15 protein-coding genes are annotated in these 16,194 nt (G+C 65.1%); 7 read left to right on the top strand and 8 right to left on the bottom strand.

Going from position 1 to position 16,194, the window contains the following annotated elements:
• The first annotated feature begins 3 nt into the window (after positions 1 to 3).
• A complete protein-coding gene (locus JCM7685_RS03960) occupies positions 4 to 546 on the top strand; it encodes a TlpA family protein disulfide reductase (RefSeq protein WP_074968441.1) in 543 nt (180 codons plus the stop codon).
• Here the strand turns inward: JCM7685_RS03960 and JCM7685_RS03955 are convergent.
• Positions 521 to 1,099, bottom strand: a complete 579-nt coding sequence (locus JCM7685_RS03955; protein WP_170848938.1) for a DNA-3-methyladenine glycosylase I — start codon at positions 1,097 to 1,099, stop codon at positions 521 to 523. The two genes, JCM7685_RS03960 and JCM7685_RS03955, sit on opposite strands and share 26 nt — an antisense overlap.
• A gap of 101 nt (positions 1,100 to 1,200) precedes the next feature.
• Between JCM7685_RS03955 and JCM7685_RS03950 the strand changes: the two genes are divergently transcribed.
• From JCM7685_RS03950 to phbB, 3 genes are all read left to right on the top strand, one after another.
• Positions 1,201 to 2,028, top strand: coding sequence for an EAL domain-containing protein (locus JCM7685_RS03950; RefSeq protein ID WP_074968445.1), 828 nt, complete (start codon positions 1,201 to 1,203; stop codon positions 2,026 to 2,028).
• 359 nt (positions 2,029 to 2,387) lie between these two features.
• Positions 2,388 to 3,560, top strand: a complete 1,173-nt coding sequence (locus JCM7685_RS03945) for an acetyl-CoA C-acetyltransferase (protein WP_074968447.1) — start codon at positions 2,388 to 2,390, stop codon at positions 3,558 to 3,560.
• An 86-nt stretch (positions 3,561 to 3,646) separates the two neighbouring features.
• Complete coding sequence (gene phbB / locus JCM7685_RS03940) at positions 3,647 to 4,372, top strand: beta-ketoacyl-ACP reductase (protein ID WP_074968449.1); 726 nt, start codon at positions 3,647 to 3,649, stop codon at positions 4,370 to 4,372.
• 95 nt (positions 4,373 to 4,467) lie between these two features.
• Here the strand turns inward: phbB and JCM7685_RS03935 are convergent, their stop codons facing one another.
• The 3 genes from JCM7685_RS03935 to JCM7685_RS03925 form a co-directional block, all read right to left on the bottom strand.
• On the bottom strand, positions 4,468 to 4,632 hold the full coding sequence (locus JCM7685_RS03935) for a YdcH family protein (RefSeq protein ID WP_074968451.1): 165 nt from the start codon (positions 4,630 to 4,632) through the stop codon (positions 4,468 to 4,470).
• A gap of 68 nt (positions 4,633 to 4,700) precedes the next feature.
• Complete coding sequence (locus tag JCM7685_RS03930; protein ID WP_074968453.1) at positions 4,701 to 5,450, bottom strand: tRNA1(Val) (adenine(37)-N6)-methyltransferase; 750 nt, start codon at positions 5,448 to 5,450, stop codon at positions 4,701 to 4,703.
• Positions 5,443 to 5,655 carry a putative signal transducing protein gene (locus JCM7685_RS03925; RefSeq protein ID WP_074968455.1) on the bottom strand — a complete coding sequence of 71 codons (213 nt, stop codon included), beginning with the start codon at positions 5,653 to 5,655 and terminating at the stop codon, positions 5,443 to 5,445. Before JCM7685_RS03925 ends, JCM7685_RS03930 begins: the two co-directional genes overlap by 8 nt.
• Before the next feature lie 75 nt (positions 5,656 to 5,730).
• On the opposite strand from JCM7685_RS03925, the gene JCM7685_RS03920 reads away from it, so the two are divergent.
• The gene (locus JCM7685_RS03920; protein WP_074968457.1) at positions 5,731 to 6,732 is read left to right on the top strand and encodes a polyprenyl synthetase family protein; all 1,002 of its coding nucleotides are present in this window, start codon (positions 5,731 to 5,733) and stop codon (positions 6,730 to 6,732) included.
• Between the two features lie 61 nt (positions 6,733 to 6,793).
• Here JCM7685_RS03920 and JCM7685_RS03915 read toward each other — a convergent pair whose 3' ends face one another.
• Positions 6,794 to 8,221 carry an ammonium transporter gene (locus tag JCM7685_RS03915; RefSeq protein ID WP_100526027.1) on the bottom strand — a complete coding sequence of 476 codons (1,428 nt, stop codon included), beginning with the start codon at positions 8,219 to 8,221 and terminating at the stop codon, positions 6,794 to 6,796.
• Positions 8,222 to 8,474: 253 nt separating this feature from the next.
• Here JCM7685_RS03915 and JCM7685_RS03910 point away from each other — a divergent pair, with 253 nt between their 5' ends.
• Positions 8,475 to 10,820 carry a transglycosylase domain-containing protein gene (locus tag JCM7685_RS03910; RefSeq protein ID WP_074968461.1) on the top strand — a complete coding sequence of 782 codons (2,346 nt, stop codon included), beginning with the start codon at positions 8,475 to 8,477 and terminating at the stop codon, positions 10,818 to 10,820.
• A gap of 335 nt (positions 10,821 to 11,155) precedes the next feature.
• On the opposite strand, the gene istB is transcribed toward JCM7685_RS03910, so the two are convergent.
• Positions 11,156 to 11,884, bottom strand: coding sequence for an IS21-like element helper ATPase IstB (gene istB / locus JCM7685_RS03905; protein ID WP_028030902.1), 729 nt, complete (start codon positions 11,882 to 11,884; stop codon positions 11,156 to 11,158).
• Entirely contained in the window at positions 11,884 to 13,383 is a 1,500-nt protein-coding gene (gene istA / locus JCM7685_RS03900) for an IS21 family transposase (protein ID WP_090271472.1), read from the bottom strand. Before istA ends, istB begins: the two co-directional genes overlap by 1 nt.
• A 67-nt stretch (positions 13,384 to 13,450) precedes the next feature.
• On the opposite strand from istA, the gene JCM7685_RS03895 reads away from it, so the two are divergent.
• The gene (locus JCM7685_RS03895) at positions 13,451 to 14,704 is read left to right on the top strand and encodes a DNA cytosine methyltransferase (RefSeq protein ID WP_197701066.1); all 1,254 of its coding nucleotides are present in this window, start codon (positions 13,451 to 13,453) and stop codon (positions 14,702 to 14,704) included.
• A 139-nt stretch (positions 14,705 to 14,843) separates the two neighbouring features.
• Here JCM7685_RS03895 and JCM7685_RS03890 read toward each other — a convergent pair whose 3' ends face one another.
• The gene (locus JCM7685_RS03890) at positions 14,844 to 15,776 is read right to left on the bottom strand and encodes an IS5 family transposase (RefSeq protein WP_100526019.1); all 933 of its coding nucleotides are present in this window, start codon (positions 15,774 to 15,776) and stop codon (positions 14,844 to 14,846) included.
• Positions 15,777 to 16,194 lie beyond the last annotated feature (418 nt).

Raw genomic sequence — 16,194 nt, 5'->3', positions numbered from 1 at the left:
GGAATGCGTTGGCTGGTTCTTTATACGGCGCTTGTCCTTGGTGCAAACGCCGGATGGGCGGGCGAAATCGACTGGCAGGCCGCGCATGACGGCGGGCTGGCCAAGCTGCAGCAGACCGACCCGGCCCCGGTGCCGGCGACGGAATTCACCGACCCCGAGGGCGGCACCCATTCGCTGGCCGACTATCAGGGCAAGGTGGTGCTGCTGAATTTCTGGGCGACCTGGTGCGCCCCCTGCCGCGAGGAGATGCCCTCGCTCGACGCCCTTCAGGCCCAGATGGGCGGCGAGGATTTCGAGGTGGTCGCCATCGCCGCGGGCCACAACCCGCCCCCGGCCGTGCGGAAATTCCTGGACGAGGAAAAGATCGCCCATCTGCCGGTGCGGCTGGATCCGCGCCAGGGCCTCGCGCGCGAGATGGGGGTGATGGGGATGCCGGTGACGGTGCTGATCGACCGCGACGGCAACGAGATCGCCCGGCTGATGGGCGGCGCCGACTGGTCCTCGGACGCCGCCAAGGCCCTTATCCGTCAGGCGACAGCGCCTTGATTCGGCCATGGCAGGGGCAATGGGTCATGTGGTCGTTGACCAGCCCGCAGGCCTGCATGAAGGCATAGGTGATCACCGGCCCGCAGAAATTGAACCCACGCTTTTTCAAGGCCTTGGCCATGGCGTCCGATTGATCGGTCTTGGCCGGGACCTCGACCATGCTGGCGAAATGGTTCTGCACGGGACGCCCGCCGACGAAGGACCAGATGAAGGGCGAGAAGCCCTCGGACGCTTCGATGTCCAGGAAAAGCCGGGCACCCTTGACCGCGGCCTCGATCTTGCCGCGGTGGCGGATGATGCCGGGGTTCTTCAGCGCCGATTCGACCTCGGCCTCGCCCCAGCGGGCCACGCGCTCGGGGTCGAACCCCTCGAAGGTTTCGCGAAACGATTCGCGCTTGCGCAGGATGGTGATCCAGCTCAGCCCGGCCTGGAAGCCGTCCAGCACCAGCTTTTCCCACAGCGCGCGGGGGTCGTATTCGGGCACCCCCCATTCCTCGTCGTGATAGGCGACGTAAAGCGGGTCGGTTCCGCACCAGGTGCAGCGTTCGGTCATGTCGGGCAAGGGTCTGTTAACCTCGAGTCGAGAAAGCATCTCGAGTTTACGCGATCTTAGGAGATGATCGCCAGACTTTCGCCGATGACAGGAGTCTTGGCATGACCGACAATTTTGATTCGCAACAGGATTCGGGTTCCCCGCTGGATTTCGCGGTCGACCAGCAATCGCGCGTGACCATGGCCATGGTGCGGCGGGCGGTGGCGCGCGGGGACGGGGTGCTGGCCTATCAGCCGGTGGTGCAGGCGGACCGCACCGAACACGTCGCCTTCCACGAGGGGCTGATCCGAATCATCGACGAAACCGGCCGCATCGTGCCGCTGCGCGATTTCATGCCGCTGGCCGAAACCACCGAACTCGGCCGCCAGATCGACTGCATGTCGCTGACGCTGGGGCTGAAATCGCTGGCCGAGGAACCCTCGCTGCGGCTTTCGATCAACATGTCCGCGCGCTCGATCGGCTATCCGGCCTGGCTGCGCATCCTGCGCGACGGCATCGCCCAGGACGACAGCATCGGCGAACGGCTGATTCTGGAGATCACCGAAAGCTCGGCCATGGGCATGCCCGAGGTGGTCGGCCGCTTCATGCAGGAACTGCAGGCGCATGGCGTCAGCTTCGCGCTGGACGATTTCGGCGCCGGCTATACCTCGTTCCGCTATCTGCGCGACTTCTGCTTCGACATGATCAAGATCGACGGCCAGTTCATCCGCGAGATCGCGGGCCAGCGCGACAACCAGGTGCTGACCCGGGCGCTGCAATCCATCGCCCATCACTTCGACATGTTCACGGTCGCGGAATCGGTCGAAACGGCGGACGATGCCGCCTTCCTGATCGACATGGGCATCGACTGCCTGCAGGGCTATTATTTCGGCGCCCCGACCATCGTGCCGCCATGGAGATCCCCGAACACCGCCGCCAAGCGCAACTGACTCCGCCCTGGCCGGTGTCCCAGGCCGGGTAACGCAACGCAGGCACGGCAACGCGGCGCGGCGCCCTGTGGCGCGCGATTCCGCATTTTTTCGTCCGTGGTAGACGGCGCAGACCTCCTTCGCGCGCGCCGTTTTTCCAGATCCCGCGTTCACCGGCGCGGACACTCCGGGGACGAAAGATTGCGCGGCTTGCGGGCTCCGCCGCCGCCACGCCCGGGCCGCTGCGAAGGTGCGGCTCGGGCGCGGGTGCGGGCGACGGCGTCATCGCCCGCACCGGCAAGTCCGCTTGACCTCGCGGAACGAAACGGCAAACAGTTCACCTGTACCGATCTTTTCGGCCATCAGGGAAGGAGCCCACCATGACAAAAGCCGTTATCGTATCCGCTGCCCGAACGCCCGTAGGCAGTTTTCTGGGGTCCTATGCGAGCCTGCCGGCGCATGAACTGGGCGCGATCGTCCTGAAGGCCATCGTCGAGCGGGCCGGCATCGACCCGGCCGACGTGTCCGAAACCATCCTCGGCCAAGTGCTGACCGCCGGCCAGGGCCAGAACCCCGGCCGCCAGGCCCATATCAAGGCCGGCTACCCGCAGGGCTCGGCCGCCTGGGTGCTGAACCAGGTCTGCGGCTCGGGGCTGCGCTCGGTCGCGCTGGCGGCGCAGCAGGTGCTTCTGGGCGATGCCACCGTGGTCGCGGCCGGCGGCCAGGAATCCATGTCGCTCTCGCCCCATGCCGGCTATATCCGCGCCGGGCAGAAGATGGGCGACATGAAACTGCTCGACACTATGATCAAGGACGGGCTCTGGGACGCGTTCCACGACTATCACATGGGCACCACGGCCGAGAACGTGGCGACGAAATGGGGCATCACCCGGGCCGAGCAGGACGAATTCGCCGTGGCCTCGCAGAACAAGGCCGAGGCCGCGCAGAAGGCCGGCAAGTTCGCCGATGAAATCGTGCCGGTGACGATCAAGACCCGCAAGGGCGACACCACGGTCGACGCCGACGAATACATCCGCCACGGCGCCACGCAGGAGGCGATGGAGAAGCTGCGCCCCGCCTTCAGCAAGGACGGCACCGTGACCGCCGGCAACGCCTCGGGCCTGAACGACGGCGCCGCCGCCGTGCTGGTGATGACCGAGGATGAGGCCAGCCGCCGCGGCCTGACGCCGCTCGCGCGCATCGCCTCCTATGCGACCGCCGGCGTCGATCCGGCGATCATGGGCTCGGGCCCGATTCCGGCCAGCCGCAAGGCGCTGGAAAAGGCCGGCTGGTCGGTCGGCGACCTCGACCTGGTCGAGGCGAACGAGGCCTTTGCCGCCCAGGCCATCGCCGTCAACCGCGACATGGGCTGGGACCCGTCGATCGTCAACGTGAACGGCGGCGCCATCGCCATCGGCCACCCGATCGGCGCCTCGGGCGCGCGCATCCTGAACACGCTCTTGTTCGAGATGAAGCGTCGCGACGCCAAGAAGGGTCTGGCGACGCTCTGCATCGGCGGCGGCATGGGCGTGGCGCTCTGCGTCGAGCGCTGAGCTGAAAAAAGGTGCGCGCAATGATCTTGCGCGCACCGAACGCGTTCGGTAACACAATTTCACGACCATTTTAAAAGGGGGAAGAAATGGCAAAAGTGGCTCTTGTGACCGGCGGTTCGCGTGGCATCGGTGCGGCGATCTCGAAGGCCTTGAAGGACGCGGGCTATACCGTCGCCGCCAACTATGCCGGCAATGACGACGCCGCCCGGGCCTTTACCGAGGAAACCGGCATCAAGACCTATAAATGGTCGGTCGCCGATTACGACGCCTGCGCCGCCGGCATCAAGCAGGTCGAAGAGGAACTGGGCCCCATCGCGGTGCTGGTCAACAACGCCGGCATCACCCGGGACGCGATGTTCCACAAGATGACCGCCCAGCAGTGGAAAGAGGTCATCGACACCAACCTGACCGGGCTGTTCAACATGACCCATCCGGTCTGGACCGGGATGCGCGACCGCAAGTTCGGCCGCATCGTCAACATCAGCTCGATCAACGGCCAGAAGGGCCAGGCCGGCCAGGCGAACTATTCCGCGGCCAAGGCGGGCGACCTGGGCTTCACCAAGGCCCTGGCGCAAGAGGGCGCGCGCGCCGGCATCACCGTGAACGCGATCTGCCCGGGCTATATCGGCACCGAAATGGTGCGCGCCATCGACGAAAAGGTGCTGAACGAACGCATCATCCCCCAGATCCCCGTCGGCCGCCTGGGCGAGCCCGAGGAGATCGCCCGTTGCGTGGTGTTCCTGGCCTCGGACGACGCGGGCTTCGTCACCGGCTCGACCATCAGCGCCAACGGCGGCCAGTTCTTCGTCTGACGCCTTCGGAAACGGTCAACGGCCCGCGATAGTCGCGGGCCGTTTTCTTGTATCCGTCAAAAGCCCCGGGGTGGGACGGACCCACCCCTTCGCACCTAGTGCGACAGGCGCGTGATCTCTTCCTTGAGGCGAAGTTTTTCCTTTTTCATCTGCGCGATGGCGAGGTCATCCGTCGCCGGGCTGCGATGCGCAGCCTCGATGGCGTTTGAAAGCGACTGGTGTTTGCGGCGAAGCTCCTGGACATGGGATTCAACCGTCATTCCGTCCTCCTCTTGGATTGATCGAACCATCGGATTGCAGCACAGATTCGTCACATTGTCACCGAAAATCACCTATCCCGCAGGTTGAGCGCGGCGCCTTGCCGCAGCACGGCATCGGCGGGCCCGGTCAGGTCCTCGCCATGGCCCGAATGCGACGGTTTTGCGTGCATGACGAAGGGGCTTAGCAGCCGCATCGGGCTGCGCGATCCCTTGCGCGCGGTCAGGATGACCCGGCCCGCCTCGGCCCCTGTCCGCGCCGCCACTGGCAGGATCGTGATCGCCCCGGCCGACGGCGTCAGCGCCGCCAGCATCTCGCCGAGTCGCTCGGCGCGCTGGATCATGGTCAGCCACCCCCCCGGCCGCAGCCGGCGCAGCCCGGCGGCGATCCAGCCGGCCAGCGGCGTCGCCTCGTGCCGCGCCGTGCCGCGTCCGGGGTCGGGCGCCACCGAACCGCCGCGGAAATAGGGCGGGTTGGCGATGACATGGTCGAAGGATCGGTCGCGCAGCGCCGCCGGCATCCGCGCCAGGTCGCCTTCGAGGATATCGGCATCGACGCCGTTCGCCGCGACATTGCGCCGCGCCAGCGCCGCATAGCCGGGCTGAAGCTCCAGCCCGGCCAGCCGCAGCCCGGGCACCCGCGCACCCAGGCAGATCAGCGCCACCCCGGCGCCGCAGCCCAGTTCCAGCGCCGACTCGCCCGGGCGGGCCGGGCAGGCCGCCGCCAGCATCACCGCATCCGCGCCGGCGCGATAGCCGCGCACGGGCTGCGCAATCGTCAGCCGGCAGCCGAGGAACCCGTCCTCGCGCGTGTCATTCATGGTGGATGCGGTTGTCGCGCAGGATGGCGCGCGCCATGAACAGGTCGCGATCCGCCACCATCAGCCGCCGCGGCAGGATGCCGAGCGAGCCTTCCAGCACGCTCATGTGCTGGTCCAGCAGGAAAGCGGCGATGCCCTCGGCCGCCAGAAGGTCGGCCACGCGGGTGATCAGAAGCGGGTCGGTGGTGCGCAGAAGCTCTTTCATGATGCGCGAAACGCTACGCGGCTGTTGCGCCTGTGTCCATGGCGTGGCAATGCCTTGCGGCGAAAGGGGATCGCCATGGGCATGAAGGAAAACGTCTCGAAGCCGCTCGACCGGCTGTCGGCGGAACTCGCCGGTGACATGGACCGGGTGAACGCGCTGATCCGCGAGCGCATGGCCAGCCGCCACGCGCCCCGCATCCCCGAGGTGACCGCGCATCTGGTCGAGGCCGGCGGCAAGCGGCTGCGGCCGATGCTGGTCCTGGCTGCGGCGCGGCTTTGCGGCTATCAGGGCGACAGCCACGTGCTGCTGGCGACGGCGGTCGAGTTCATCCACACCGCGACGCTGCTGCATGACGACGTGGTGGACGAAAGCCGCCAGCGGCGCGGCCGGCCGACGGCGAACCTTCTGTGGGACAACAAGTCCTCGGTGCTGGTCGGCGACTATCTGTTCGCCCGCAGCTTCCAGCTGATGGCCGATACCGGCAGCATGCAGGTCATGCGCATCCTGGCCAATGCCAGCGCCACCATCGCCGAGGGCGAGGTGCTGCAGCTGACCGCCGCCCAGGACATCTCGACCTCGGAAGACACCTATGTCCAGATCGTGCGCGGCAAGACCGCGGCGCTGTTCTCGGCCGCGACCGAGGCCGGGGCGGTGGTCTCGGGCGCCGATCCGGCGGTGCAGCAGGCGCTGTTCGATTACGGCGACGCGCTGGGGATCGCCTTCCAGATCGTGGACGACCTGCTGGACTACGGCGGCTCGACCACGACCATCGGCAAGAACGTCGGCGACGATTTCCGCGAGCGCAAGCTGACCCTGCCGGTCATCAAGGCCATCGCGGCGGCCGATGCCGGCGAGCGTGCCTTCTGGGAACGCACCATCGCCAAGGGCGACCAGCAGGACGGCGACCTGGAAACCGCACTGGACATCCTGAACCGGCGCGGCGCGCTGACCGCCGCGCGCGCGGATGCCATCGCCTGGGCCGACCGCGCCAAGGCGGCGCTGGCGGCGGCGCCGGACCGGCCGTTGCGTGCGATCCTGTCGGACCTGGCGGATTTCGTCGTCTCGCGCCTGTCCTGATTCCTTCCGAACGTGAAAAAGCCCCGCTTGCGCGGGGCTTTTCGCTGCGCCTGAACGGCCCTCAGCTGTTATAGGCGCTCTCGCCGTGGGTGGTGACGTCCAGGCCCTGCCGCTCGTCATTCGCCGGCACGCGCAGCCCGATCACCGCCTTGACGATCATCAGCGCGATAAAGGACACCACGGCCGACCAGACCACCGCGACGGCCACGCCCAGCACCTGCGTCGTGACCTGCCCGGCGATGCTGTAGTCGGCCGAGACCGCCTCGGTCGCATAGTCGTAGATGCCCGAGCCGCCCAGCGAAGGCGCCGCGAAGACGCCGGTCAGGATGGCGCCGACGATGCCGCCCACGCCGTGGATGCCGAAGACGTCGAGGCTTTCGTCGATCCCCAGCTTGCCCTTCAGCGAGATCACGAACCACATGCACAGGAAACCGGCGGCCAGGCCGATCGCGATGGCGCCCATCGGGCCCACGAAACCGGCGGCCGGGGTGATGCCGACAAGGCCGGCGATGGCGCCCGAGACCCCGCCCAGAAGCGACGGGTGGCCGCGAAAGATCCACTCGCCAAAGGCCCAGGCCAGCCCGGCGGCGGCGGTGGCGACGGTGGTGTTCAGGATCGCCAGCGCGGCGGTGCCGGTGGCCTCCATGTTCGAGCCGGCGTTGAAGCCGAACCAGCCGATCCACAGCAGGCAGCCGCCCAGCAGGGTAAAGGGCAGGTTGTGCGGCGCCATCAGCTCCTTGCCATAGCCCAGGCGGGGGCCGACGACGATGGCGGCGACCAGACCGGCGATGCCGGCGTTGATGTGGATGACCGTGCCGCCGGCGAAGTCCAGGTCGCCATGGCCGAACAGGAAACCGCCGGGCGCGTCATAGGCCGAGGGACCGCCCCACCACCACACCATATGCGCCATGGGCAGGTAGCTGAAGAAGAACCAGATCACCACGAACATCAGGATCGCCGAGAATTTCATCCGCTCGACCGTGGCGCCGACGATCAGCGCCGGCGCAATGCAGGCGAAGGCCATCTGGAAGATGACGAAGACATATTCCGGCACGAAGACATTGGTGGTGAAGGTCTCGGCCAGCGACGCGGTGTCGACCCCCGCCAGGAACGCCTTCGACAGCCCGCCGATGAAGGGCGTCAGCGCCGTCGCCTCCTCGGCCGAGCCGGCGCCGGTGAAGGCCAGCGAATAGCCGAAGCAGACCCAGAGCAGCGACATGACGCAGAAGACGGTGAAGACCTGCATCAGCACCGAGAGCATGTTCTTCGATCGCACCAGCCCGCCGTAGAACAGCGCCAGCCCCGGCACGGTCATCATCATCACCAGGATGGCCGAGACCATCATCCAGGTGGTGTCGCCCTTGTCGACGACGGGCGCGATGGTCTCCACCACCGCGGGGGCGGCGGCGTCCTGCGCCAGGGCGGGCCAGGCCAGCCCGGTCAGGGCAAGCGCCGGGATCATGGGTTTGATCGCGGAGGGTCTCATCATCTTGCTGCACCTTCTTTCTGCATCGCGGCAGTTCCGTCCCGGCCAGAAGACGCGGGCCCGCCGCCCCGGCACAAGGTTTGTGCAGCTTCCCGCCGGCGCCGACGCGGGTCTGCCCGGATTTTGCGCAGTCCTGCCGGGGTTTGCGCGTGCTCGCGGCAGTTCACCGATCGGTCATCGCGGTTCTCAACCCCGGGGCTTTCCTGTATGGTCCGCGCCAACAGGCCGGAGGACTCGGCCGGGCAGGATAACAGGCATGAAGACACCGACCGGCAAGGGCCGCATCACCGCGGACAAGCGGAATTTCGACCAAGCCCCTCAGAAACAGCAGAAACAGCGGCCCGCATCGGGCGGAAAGCCGCCGCGCAAGCCGCGCCGCGGCAATGTCGTGACCCGGGGAATCGCCGGCTTCGTCACCCTGGTCTGGCGGGTGGTCTGGGGCTCGTTCTGGCGGCTCGGGCTGACGGTTGCGCTGATTCTCGCCGCCGCGACCTTCTATTTCTACACCACCCTGCCCGAGGCTTCGGCGCTGTTCGACGGCCGTGCCCGCGGTTCGGTCACCATGCTGGACAGCGAGGGGCGGACCTTCGCCTGGCGTGGCGAAACCTTCGGCATGGTCAGCGCCGACAAGATCGCCCCGGTGCTGAAGGATGCCGTGGTCGCGACCGAGGACAAGCGATTCTACCAGCATTTCGGCGTCTCGCCCCGCGGCGTCGCCTCGGCGATCAAGATCAACATGGCCGCCGGCCGCGGCCCGCTGGAAGGCAACGGCGGCTCGACCATCACCCAGCAGGTGGCGAAGCTCCTGTGCCTGGGCGACACCTTCGACCCGATCCGCTGGAAATCCGAGGCCGAGTTCGAGGCCGAATGCCGCAAGTCCTCGATCTGGCGCAAGGTCAAGGAAGTTCCCTACGCCCTCGCCATGGAGGCAAAATATTCGAAAGAGGACATCCTTAACATCTATATGAACCGCTCGTATCTGGGTGCCGGCGCACGCGGCTTCGAGGCGGCGGCGCAGCGCTATTTCGACAAGTCGGCGGCGGACGTGACCGCGCCCGAGGCGGCGATGCTGGCGGGCCTGCTGAAGGCGCCCAGCTATTTCGCCCCGACCTCGAACCTGCAGCGGGCGCAGGATCGCGCCACGGTGATCCTGGGCCTGATGCATGAGCAGGGTTTCCTGGACGATGCGCGATATGCCGAGGCCAAGGCGCATCCCGCCGTGTTGTCCAAGGCGGCGGCGGCGCGCGCAGGCGGCTATTTCGCCGATTGGGTGATGGAATCCGGCCCGGGCTTCCTGACCAGCGAGACGACCGAGGACGTGACCATCAAGACCACCTTCGACCAGCGCGTGCAGCGCGCGGCCGAACGCGCCTTGCAGCGGGTCTTCGACGAAAAGATTTCCAAGGGCTCGAAGGCGCAGGCGGCGGTGGTGGTGATGTCGCCCGACGGCGCGGTACGGGCGATGATCGGCGGGCGCGACAATACCGTCGCCGGCACCTTCAACCGTGCAACGCAGGCCAAGCGCCAGACGGGTTCCAGCTTCAAGCCCTTCGTCTATGCCGCGGCGCTGGACCAGGGCTATGGTCCGAACGACATGGTGTTGGACGCGCCCTTGACCATCAACGTGCGCGGCTCGGGGCCGTGGTCGCCGCAGAACTATACCCGCCGCTATTCCGGCGAGGTGACGCTGACGCGCGCGCTGTCGCAGTCGCTGAACACCGCGACGATCCGGCTGCAGGAAATCGCCGGCCGCGACGCGGTGCGCCGGGTGGCGCGCGACTTCGGCGTCTCGGACGAGCTGGCGACGGGCCCCTCGCTGGGCCTGGGCGTGTCGGATGCGACGCTTTTGAACATGACCGCCGCCTATGCCGGCATCCGCAACGGCGGAACCGCCGTCGCGCCCTATGGCTTGCAGGAGCTGCGCATCAAGGGCGACGACCAGGCGCTGATCGGCCAGGCCGGCGGCATGGGACAGCGCGTGATCTCGCAAAAGGCGGCGGGCGAGCTGATCGGCATGATGCAGCAGGTGATCGAACATGGCACCGGCACCCGCGCCCGGCTGAAGGGCCGTCCGGCGGCGGGCAAGACCGGCACTACCTCGAGCTATCGCGACGCTTGGTTCATCGGCTTCACCGGGCAATATGTGACCGGGGTGTGGATGGGCTATGACGACAACAAGCCGCTGAAGGGCGTGACCGGCGGCGGCTTGCCGGCCGAGATCTGGCAGGCGGTGATGACCGAGATCCACGACGGCCTGCCGGTCGAGTCCCTGGGCAATTTCGTCTTCGACCCGAACAGCGCCGTGCCGCAGGTGGTCAGCTCCGACGATGTCGGCGGCAGCGATCCGCTGGCCGCAGCGCTCTCCGAAGCCCTGGGCCAGCCGCAGCCGCAGGGCCAGGCCGCACCCGAGACGGTGCCGCAGGACCAGGCCGGCGGCCGCGTCCTGCCCGACCCGGGCACCCAGGCGCCCGGCGGCCCGCCGACCTTTCCGGCCGAGACCGTGACCAGCGGCCCCGAGGCCGAGATGCCGGCCGACGACCTGCCACCCGACGACCCGCTGACCCAGGCTTTACGCGGTATCGACGGCGTCTATCAGCAATAGGAAAAGGCCGGTCCCGAGGGGCCGGCCTTTTTTTGTTTCAAGCTGACTCCAGCACCGAACTTCGCTGGACTACGACCTAGCCCGCTGTGGCAGGTTTATCAAGGACTTACGTGAGTCCATCCTATGCCGGTGCTTTCAGCAACTTGACCCGGCTTCCGTCCGCGTGACTCCCACGTGGCACCTGGAAACGGGGTGTCGAAGGTGTCAATCGGCATTCAAACGGGCCCCCTGATCGGCGTCCAAAAGTGACCCCTTTGGCGCGCGGGTGAGCAGGCCCGTGGCGGCGTAGCTTTCCAGCTGGCGCAGCCGACGCGGGCCTGCGTTTTGGAGGGTGTTCAGGCTCGGGTTTTGATGCGCCAGCTGTCGTTGCCGGTCTCGACGATGTCGCAGTGGTGGGTGAGCCGGTCGAGCAGCGCGGTGGTCATCTTTGCGTCTCCGAAGACGGTCGGCCACTCCCCGAATGCGAGGTTGGTGGTGACGATGACGGAAGTCTGCTCATAGAGCTTGCTGATCAGATGGAACAGCAGCTGGCCGCCGGACTGCGCGAATGGCAGGTATCCGAGTTCATCGAGGATGACGAAGTCGAGCCGCATCAGATGTTCTGCAAGCCGGCCTGCCCGTCCGGCACGGGCCTCGGCCTCCAGCCTGTTCACCAGATCGACGACATTGAAGAACCTGCCCCGGGCACCATTGCGGATGACCGCGCGCGCTATGGCCACAGAGATATGGGTCTTGCCGGTCCCGGTGCCGCCAACCAGCACGACATTGCGCTGTTGGCTGAGGAACTCCCCGCTGGCCAGATCTCGCACCAGGGTCTCGTTGATTGGGGTGTCATCGAAGGTGAACTCCTCGATCTCCCGGGCATAGGGCAGCTTGGCGGTGGTGATCTGGTATTTGACCGACCGCGCTTTCTTCTCGTTGATCTCGGCGGCCAGAAGATCTCCAACGATCTGGCGGGGTTCGTGCTGGCGGCGCACAGCCACCGCCATGAGTTCGTCATAAGCGGCGCGCATCCCGTAGAGCTTCAACTCGCCCATTGCAGCCATGATGTCAGCACGATCCATCAGCAGGCCCTCCGCAGCAGATCATAACGGGCGCAGTCCGCCACAGGCTCATGGGTCAACTGCAAGGCCGGAGAGGTCAGCAGAAGCGGTGGTGGTTCCGGATCTCGCCTGCGGGATAGAATATTGAGGATTACATCGGCAGAATGGACGCCTTGCGAGAGAGCTTCGGCACATGCCTTTTGAACCACAGGCATCCCTTCCGTCAGCACAGCGCCGAGGACCTTCACCATCTGGCGGTCGCCATCTGAGGAGCCCTGCAGCTTGCGGCGGATCTGTTCAAGAGCTCCGGGAAGAACCCAGTCCTTGAACGGTGCGCCGTTACGCAGCGCCCCGGGTTTGCGAAGCAGAACAGGCACATAATGCCAGGGATTGTAAACCGTTCGGTCCCGGCCGAAGTGACGCGGGTGGTCTCCGACCAGTCGGCCCTCCTGCCGGATCTCGATCCGCTCAGCATAGGCCCTGATCTCGACCTGCCGCCCGACAGCCGTTGCCGCGACGGAGTATTTGTTGTTGTCGAAGCGCACGAGACAGGTCTTTGACACCGCCGCAGGCAGTGAATGGAATCCGTCGAAGCGCCCGGCATAGGGGACAAGGTGCGGGCGCTCTTCCTGGAAGACCTGCCAGACGGTTTTGTCCGTCAGCTCCGGATGCTTGCTGGTTCTGGCCGAGGCGATGCACTTGTCCAGCAGCCAGGCATTCAGTTCCTCGTAGCTCTTGACCCTGACGCGGGGCGCGAAAAACCGCTGACGGACAGTGCCGACCTGGCTCTCCACCTGGCCTTTCTCCCAACCCGCAGCAGGGGTGCAGGCAACGGGTTCGACCAGATAATGGCTGGCCATCTGCAGGAACCGACGATTGTAGAGGCGTTCCTTGCCGGTGAAGATGGTCTCCACCGCCGTCTTCATGTTGTCGTAGATCCCGCGGGTGCAGGTGCCCTTGAAGAAGGCGAAAGCCCTGTCGTGGGCATCGAACACCATCTCCTGCGTCTCGCGCGGATAGGCCCGCACAAAGAACATCCGGCTGTGGCACAGGCGAACATGGGCCACTTTGATGGTGGTGGTCGCCCCATCGATCACCACAACCTCGTGGCTCCAGTCGAACTGATAGGCTTCACCGGGCGCAAAGCTCAGGGGCACGAAGGCGGCAGAAGCGCCTGAACTCTGAGTGCGTGCCCAGTTCGAGGCGTAGCGGCGCACCGCGTCATACCCACCTTCATAACCGAGACCGCTCAGTTCTTCGTAGATCTGTATCAGAGACTGACGTTCCCGGCTGGACCGCGCGGCGTTGACCTCCAGCAGCCGGTTGAGTTCCCCCAGCCAGGCACCCAGCTTCGGGCGCGGCTGCACCGTCCGGGTATAGGTGAACTCGGTAATCCCGGTGCGGATCACCTTCCGCACCACCTTCTTCGACAGCTTCAGGTCACGGCAGATCGTCTTGATCCCCTTGCCCTCGGTGAAATGTAGCCGCCTGATTTTTGCGATTGTCTCCACGATCAGCATCCCGTGCTCGGCCTCCGATAATCATCGAAGGCACAATGGACCCAACCCCCGGTCGGTGGGGTCCATTTTGGACGCCGATCACCCCAGAAGCGGGGTCCTTATTGCAAGCCGTTCAACACCCGGAAAGCCGCATACCGCCTTCGATGTTCTTGCCGCAGGACTCCCCTGCCAGGCATTTGCCCGCATCGGTCGATCCAAGCTCCGTTCCGTGAAAGGTGATGAGGATGCGTTCAAGAACGACCCGCGTGCCTCGCTCTACCGCAGATTCCTGGGAATTGTCGATGAGACCCGGCCTCTGGCCATCCTTGTGGAGAACGTGCCCGACATCATGAACTTCGGCGGGCACAACGTGCCGGAGGAAATCGCGGAAGGGCTCAAGGACCGTGGCTATGTCACCCGGTACACGCTGCTGAATGCGGCATTCTATGGCGTACCCCAGCTTCGGGAGCGGCTTTTCCTCATCGCGGTTGATGACAGCCTGGGCATCATTCCGGAGTTTCCTTCGCCAACTCATTACATGGAACTGCCGCGTGGCTACGAAAGCAGCCGTGCGGTTGCACTCAAGCATGTCAGAGATGAGGATTCACACTTTTCTCCCATCCCGGTGCATGGCAGCAAATTGCCGCCATCCATAAGTACCGACGCAGCGCTATCCGATCTTCCATTCATCTCGGATCATCTGCGGGACATGACGATCCTTCGCAGAAGGAAGGTACAGGAAAGATTACCGTACCGTGAAGGCAATGCGCCTTCCGCATATGCCAGTCTGATGCGGAACTGGGAGGGCTTTTCCACCGATGAGGACGTGAGCGGAAACATGATACGGCTGACCGCACGTGATTTTCCGATCTTCGGCCGCATGCCGCGAGGCGGTGACTATCCCGTGGCGCTTCGCATCGCGCACCAGATTCTGGAAGAAAAGCTCCAGCAGGAACATGCGCGGCCAAGGTCGGGTTCTGTCCGCTACAAGACGCTGGAAAAAGCCACGGTTCCGCCATACGACGTGAGCAAGTTCCCCAACAAATGGTGGAAGCTCGACCCTGATGCTCCATCCCGGACATTGACGGCTCATCTCGGCAAGGATACCTACTCTCATATCCACTATGACGGAAGACAGAAGCGCATGATCTCCGTGCGAGAGGCCGCGCGGCTTCAATCCTTTCCTGACGGGTTCGAGTTCGCGGGAGCGATGAACCCATCGTTCTGTCAGATCGGCAACGCGGTTCCGCCGCTGCTGGCGCTGGCAGTCGGGAAAGCACTCATGGGAACTCTGCGGCAGGCGATTTCAGATTTTATTACCAACGCGCGCAAGGTTGCGTAAAGACATCGTTTTGCGTGCCGGAAATCTTGTGGCAATGATTGAAAATCGTGCTCATGAATGGCGACTTACTTGAAAACCGTATCTCGACTCTGTTGCACCAAAGAGTTGATGGCCGGATTTCCCCTTTCCCCGGACAGATCTATCCCACGGCCTCTGTGACGGGGGTGCCAAGCGCGGTGTAACGGTTCAGAATAGCGATACGGACCTGAAGCTCGGCGACCTGTCGGTCAAAGTCCCGTGCCATGAGGCGCTGACCCAGCAGTTTCACACAGTGCATCTTCGTCTCGACGCGGCTTCGGGGGTGGTATCCACTCCATCGTCGCCAGAGGGCACGACCGAGGTATTTCGATGCCCGCAGAGCCTCGTTTCGTGCGCCCGCGCCGGCGGCGACTGTCTTCCAGGGTTTGGCGTTCTTGCGGGGCGGAATGACAGCGTCGGCGCCGCGGTCAGCGATGGCATCGTGGCATTTGCGGGTGTCGTAGGCGCCGTCTGCTGTGACGCGGCCGATCTGCTCGTGCGCCGGGATCTGTTTGAGCAGGTCGGGTAACACCGGCGCATCGCCGATGTGGCTCCCTGTGATCTCCACCGCCCGAACCTCCAGCGTTTCCTCATCAATCCCCAGATGGATCTTGCGCCAGACGCGCCGTTTCGGGCCGCCATGCTTGCGGGCGTGCCACTCGCCTTCGCCCTCGACCTTGATGCCAGTGCTGTCGATCAGCAGGTGCAGCGGCCCCTTGGACCCGCGATACGGTATGTTCACAGCCAGGGTCTTCTGGCGACGGGACAGGGTGCTGAAGTCAGGCACCGTCCAGTCGAGACCAACCAACTGCAGCAGGCTCTCGACGAAACCAGTCGTCTGCCTGAGCGCCATGCCGAAGAGCACCTTCATCGAAAGACACGTCTGAATGGCGGCATCGCTGTAGGTCTGCTGGCGGCCACGCCTGCCTGTCGGCGCGGCATCCCAGCTCATCTCGGGGTCGAACCAGATCGTCAGCGAACCCCGGCGCTTGAGCGCTTCATTGTAGGCTGGCCAGTTCCGGGTTCTGTATGTCGGGGATGCGGGTCGGCTCATGCAGACCAGCTACCGTACGGGTTTCATCAGATGAATCCATGACAGGATTTGTGCAACAGAGCCGGTGGGCTGTGGCACTGTCGGTCTTCGTTGGCGCTGGAGGTACACAGTACATCTGTGCTCGATCCAATGCTTCTTCGAGTTGATGCCTTTGGGGCTTGCAGTCGTATGCCAGACCCTCGGATCATCAAAGAACGCGCAGCCAAAAGCTGCGCGTTCTTCGTTCTGGATGCCGAACAATCAATCGGGCTATGATGATGGAACAAACCTGCCGCCTGCTGGCAGTCGTCTGCGATGCAGTGCGTTCCGGCTTCCTACCGCGACGCTCTCATGTGGCTCCTAGCCCACACAGCCGCAGTCTCGCAAAGCGGCCCGAAAGAGAGCCAACCTACTGTCCCACATAAGCTTTCAAGCCCTT

The organism is Paracoccus aminovorans (genome assembly GCF_900005615.1).
GTDB classification, from domain to species: Bacteria; Pseudomonadota; Alphaproteobacteria; order Rhodobacterales; family Rhodobacteraceae; genus Paracoccus; species Paracoccus aminovorans.
This window is presented reverse-complemented; position numbering and strand designations above follow the sequence as displayed.

Excerpts from the sequence above, each read along its gene's own strand:
- istB (WP_028030902.1), bottom strand. The coding sequence starts at position 11,884 with ATGGATCGTGCTGACATCATGGCTGCAATGGGCGAGTTGAAGCTCTAC.
- JCM7685_RS03935 (WP_074968451.1), bottom strand. The coding sequence starts at position 4,632 with ATGACGGTTGAATCCCATGTCCAGGAGCTTCGCCGCAAACACCAGTCG.
- JCM7685_RS03890 (WP_100526019.1), bottom strand. The coding sequence starts at position 15,776 with ATGAGCCGACCCGCATCCCCGACATACAGAACCCGGAACTGGCCAGCC.
- JCM7685_RS03950 (WP_074968445.1), top strand. The coding sequence starts at position 1,201 with ATGACCGACAATTTTGATTCGCAACAGGATTCGGGTTCCCCGCTGGAT.
- JCM7685_RS03920 (WP_074968457.1), top strand. The coding sequence starts at position 5,731 with ATGGGCATGAAGGAAAACGTCTCGAAGCCGCTCGACCGGCTGTCGGCG.
- JCM7685_RS03910 (WP_074968461.1), top strand. The coding sequence starts at position 8,475 with ATGAAGACACCGACCGGCAAGGGCCGCATCACCGCGGACAAGCGGAAT.
- JCM7685_RS03915 (WP_100526027.1), bottom strand. The coding sequence starts at position 8,221 with ATGATGAGACCCTCCGCGATCAAACCCATGATCCCGGCGCTTGCCCTG.
- phbB (WP_074968449.1), top strand. The coding sequence starts at position 3,647 with ATGGCAAAAGTGGCTCTTGTGACCGGCGGTTCGCGTGGCATCGGTGCG.
- JCM7685_RS03955 (WP_170848938.1), bottom strand. The coding sequence starts at position 1,099 with ATGACCGAACGCTGCACCTGGTGCGGAACCGACCCGCTTTACGTCGCC.
- JCM7685_RS03930 (WP_074968453.1), bottom strand. The coding sequence starts at position 5,450 with ATGAATGACACGCGCGAGGACGGGTTCCTCGGCTGCCGGCTGACGATT.
- JCM7685_RS03925 (WP_074968455.1), bottom strand. The coding sequence starts at position 5,655 with ATGAAAGAGCTTCTGCGCACCACCGACCCGCTTCTGATCACCCGCGTG.
- JCM7685_RS03945 (WP_074968447.1), top strand. The coding sequence starts at position 2,388 with ATGACAAAAGCCGTTATCGTATCCGCTGCCCGAACGCCCGTAGGCAGT.
- JCM7685_RS03960 (WP_074968441.1), top strand. The coding sequence starts at position 4 with ATGCGTTGGCTGGTTCTTTATACGGCGCTTGTCCTTGGTGCAAACGCC.
- istA (WP_090271472.1), bottom strand. The coding sequence starts at position 13,383 with ATGCTGATCGTGGAGACAATCGCAAAAATCAGGCGGCTACATTTCACC.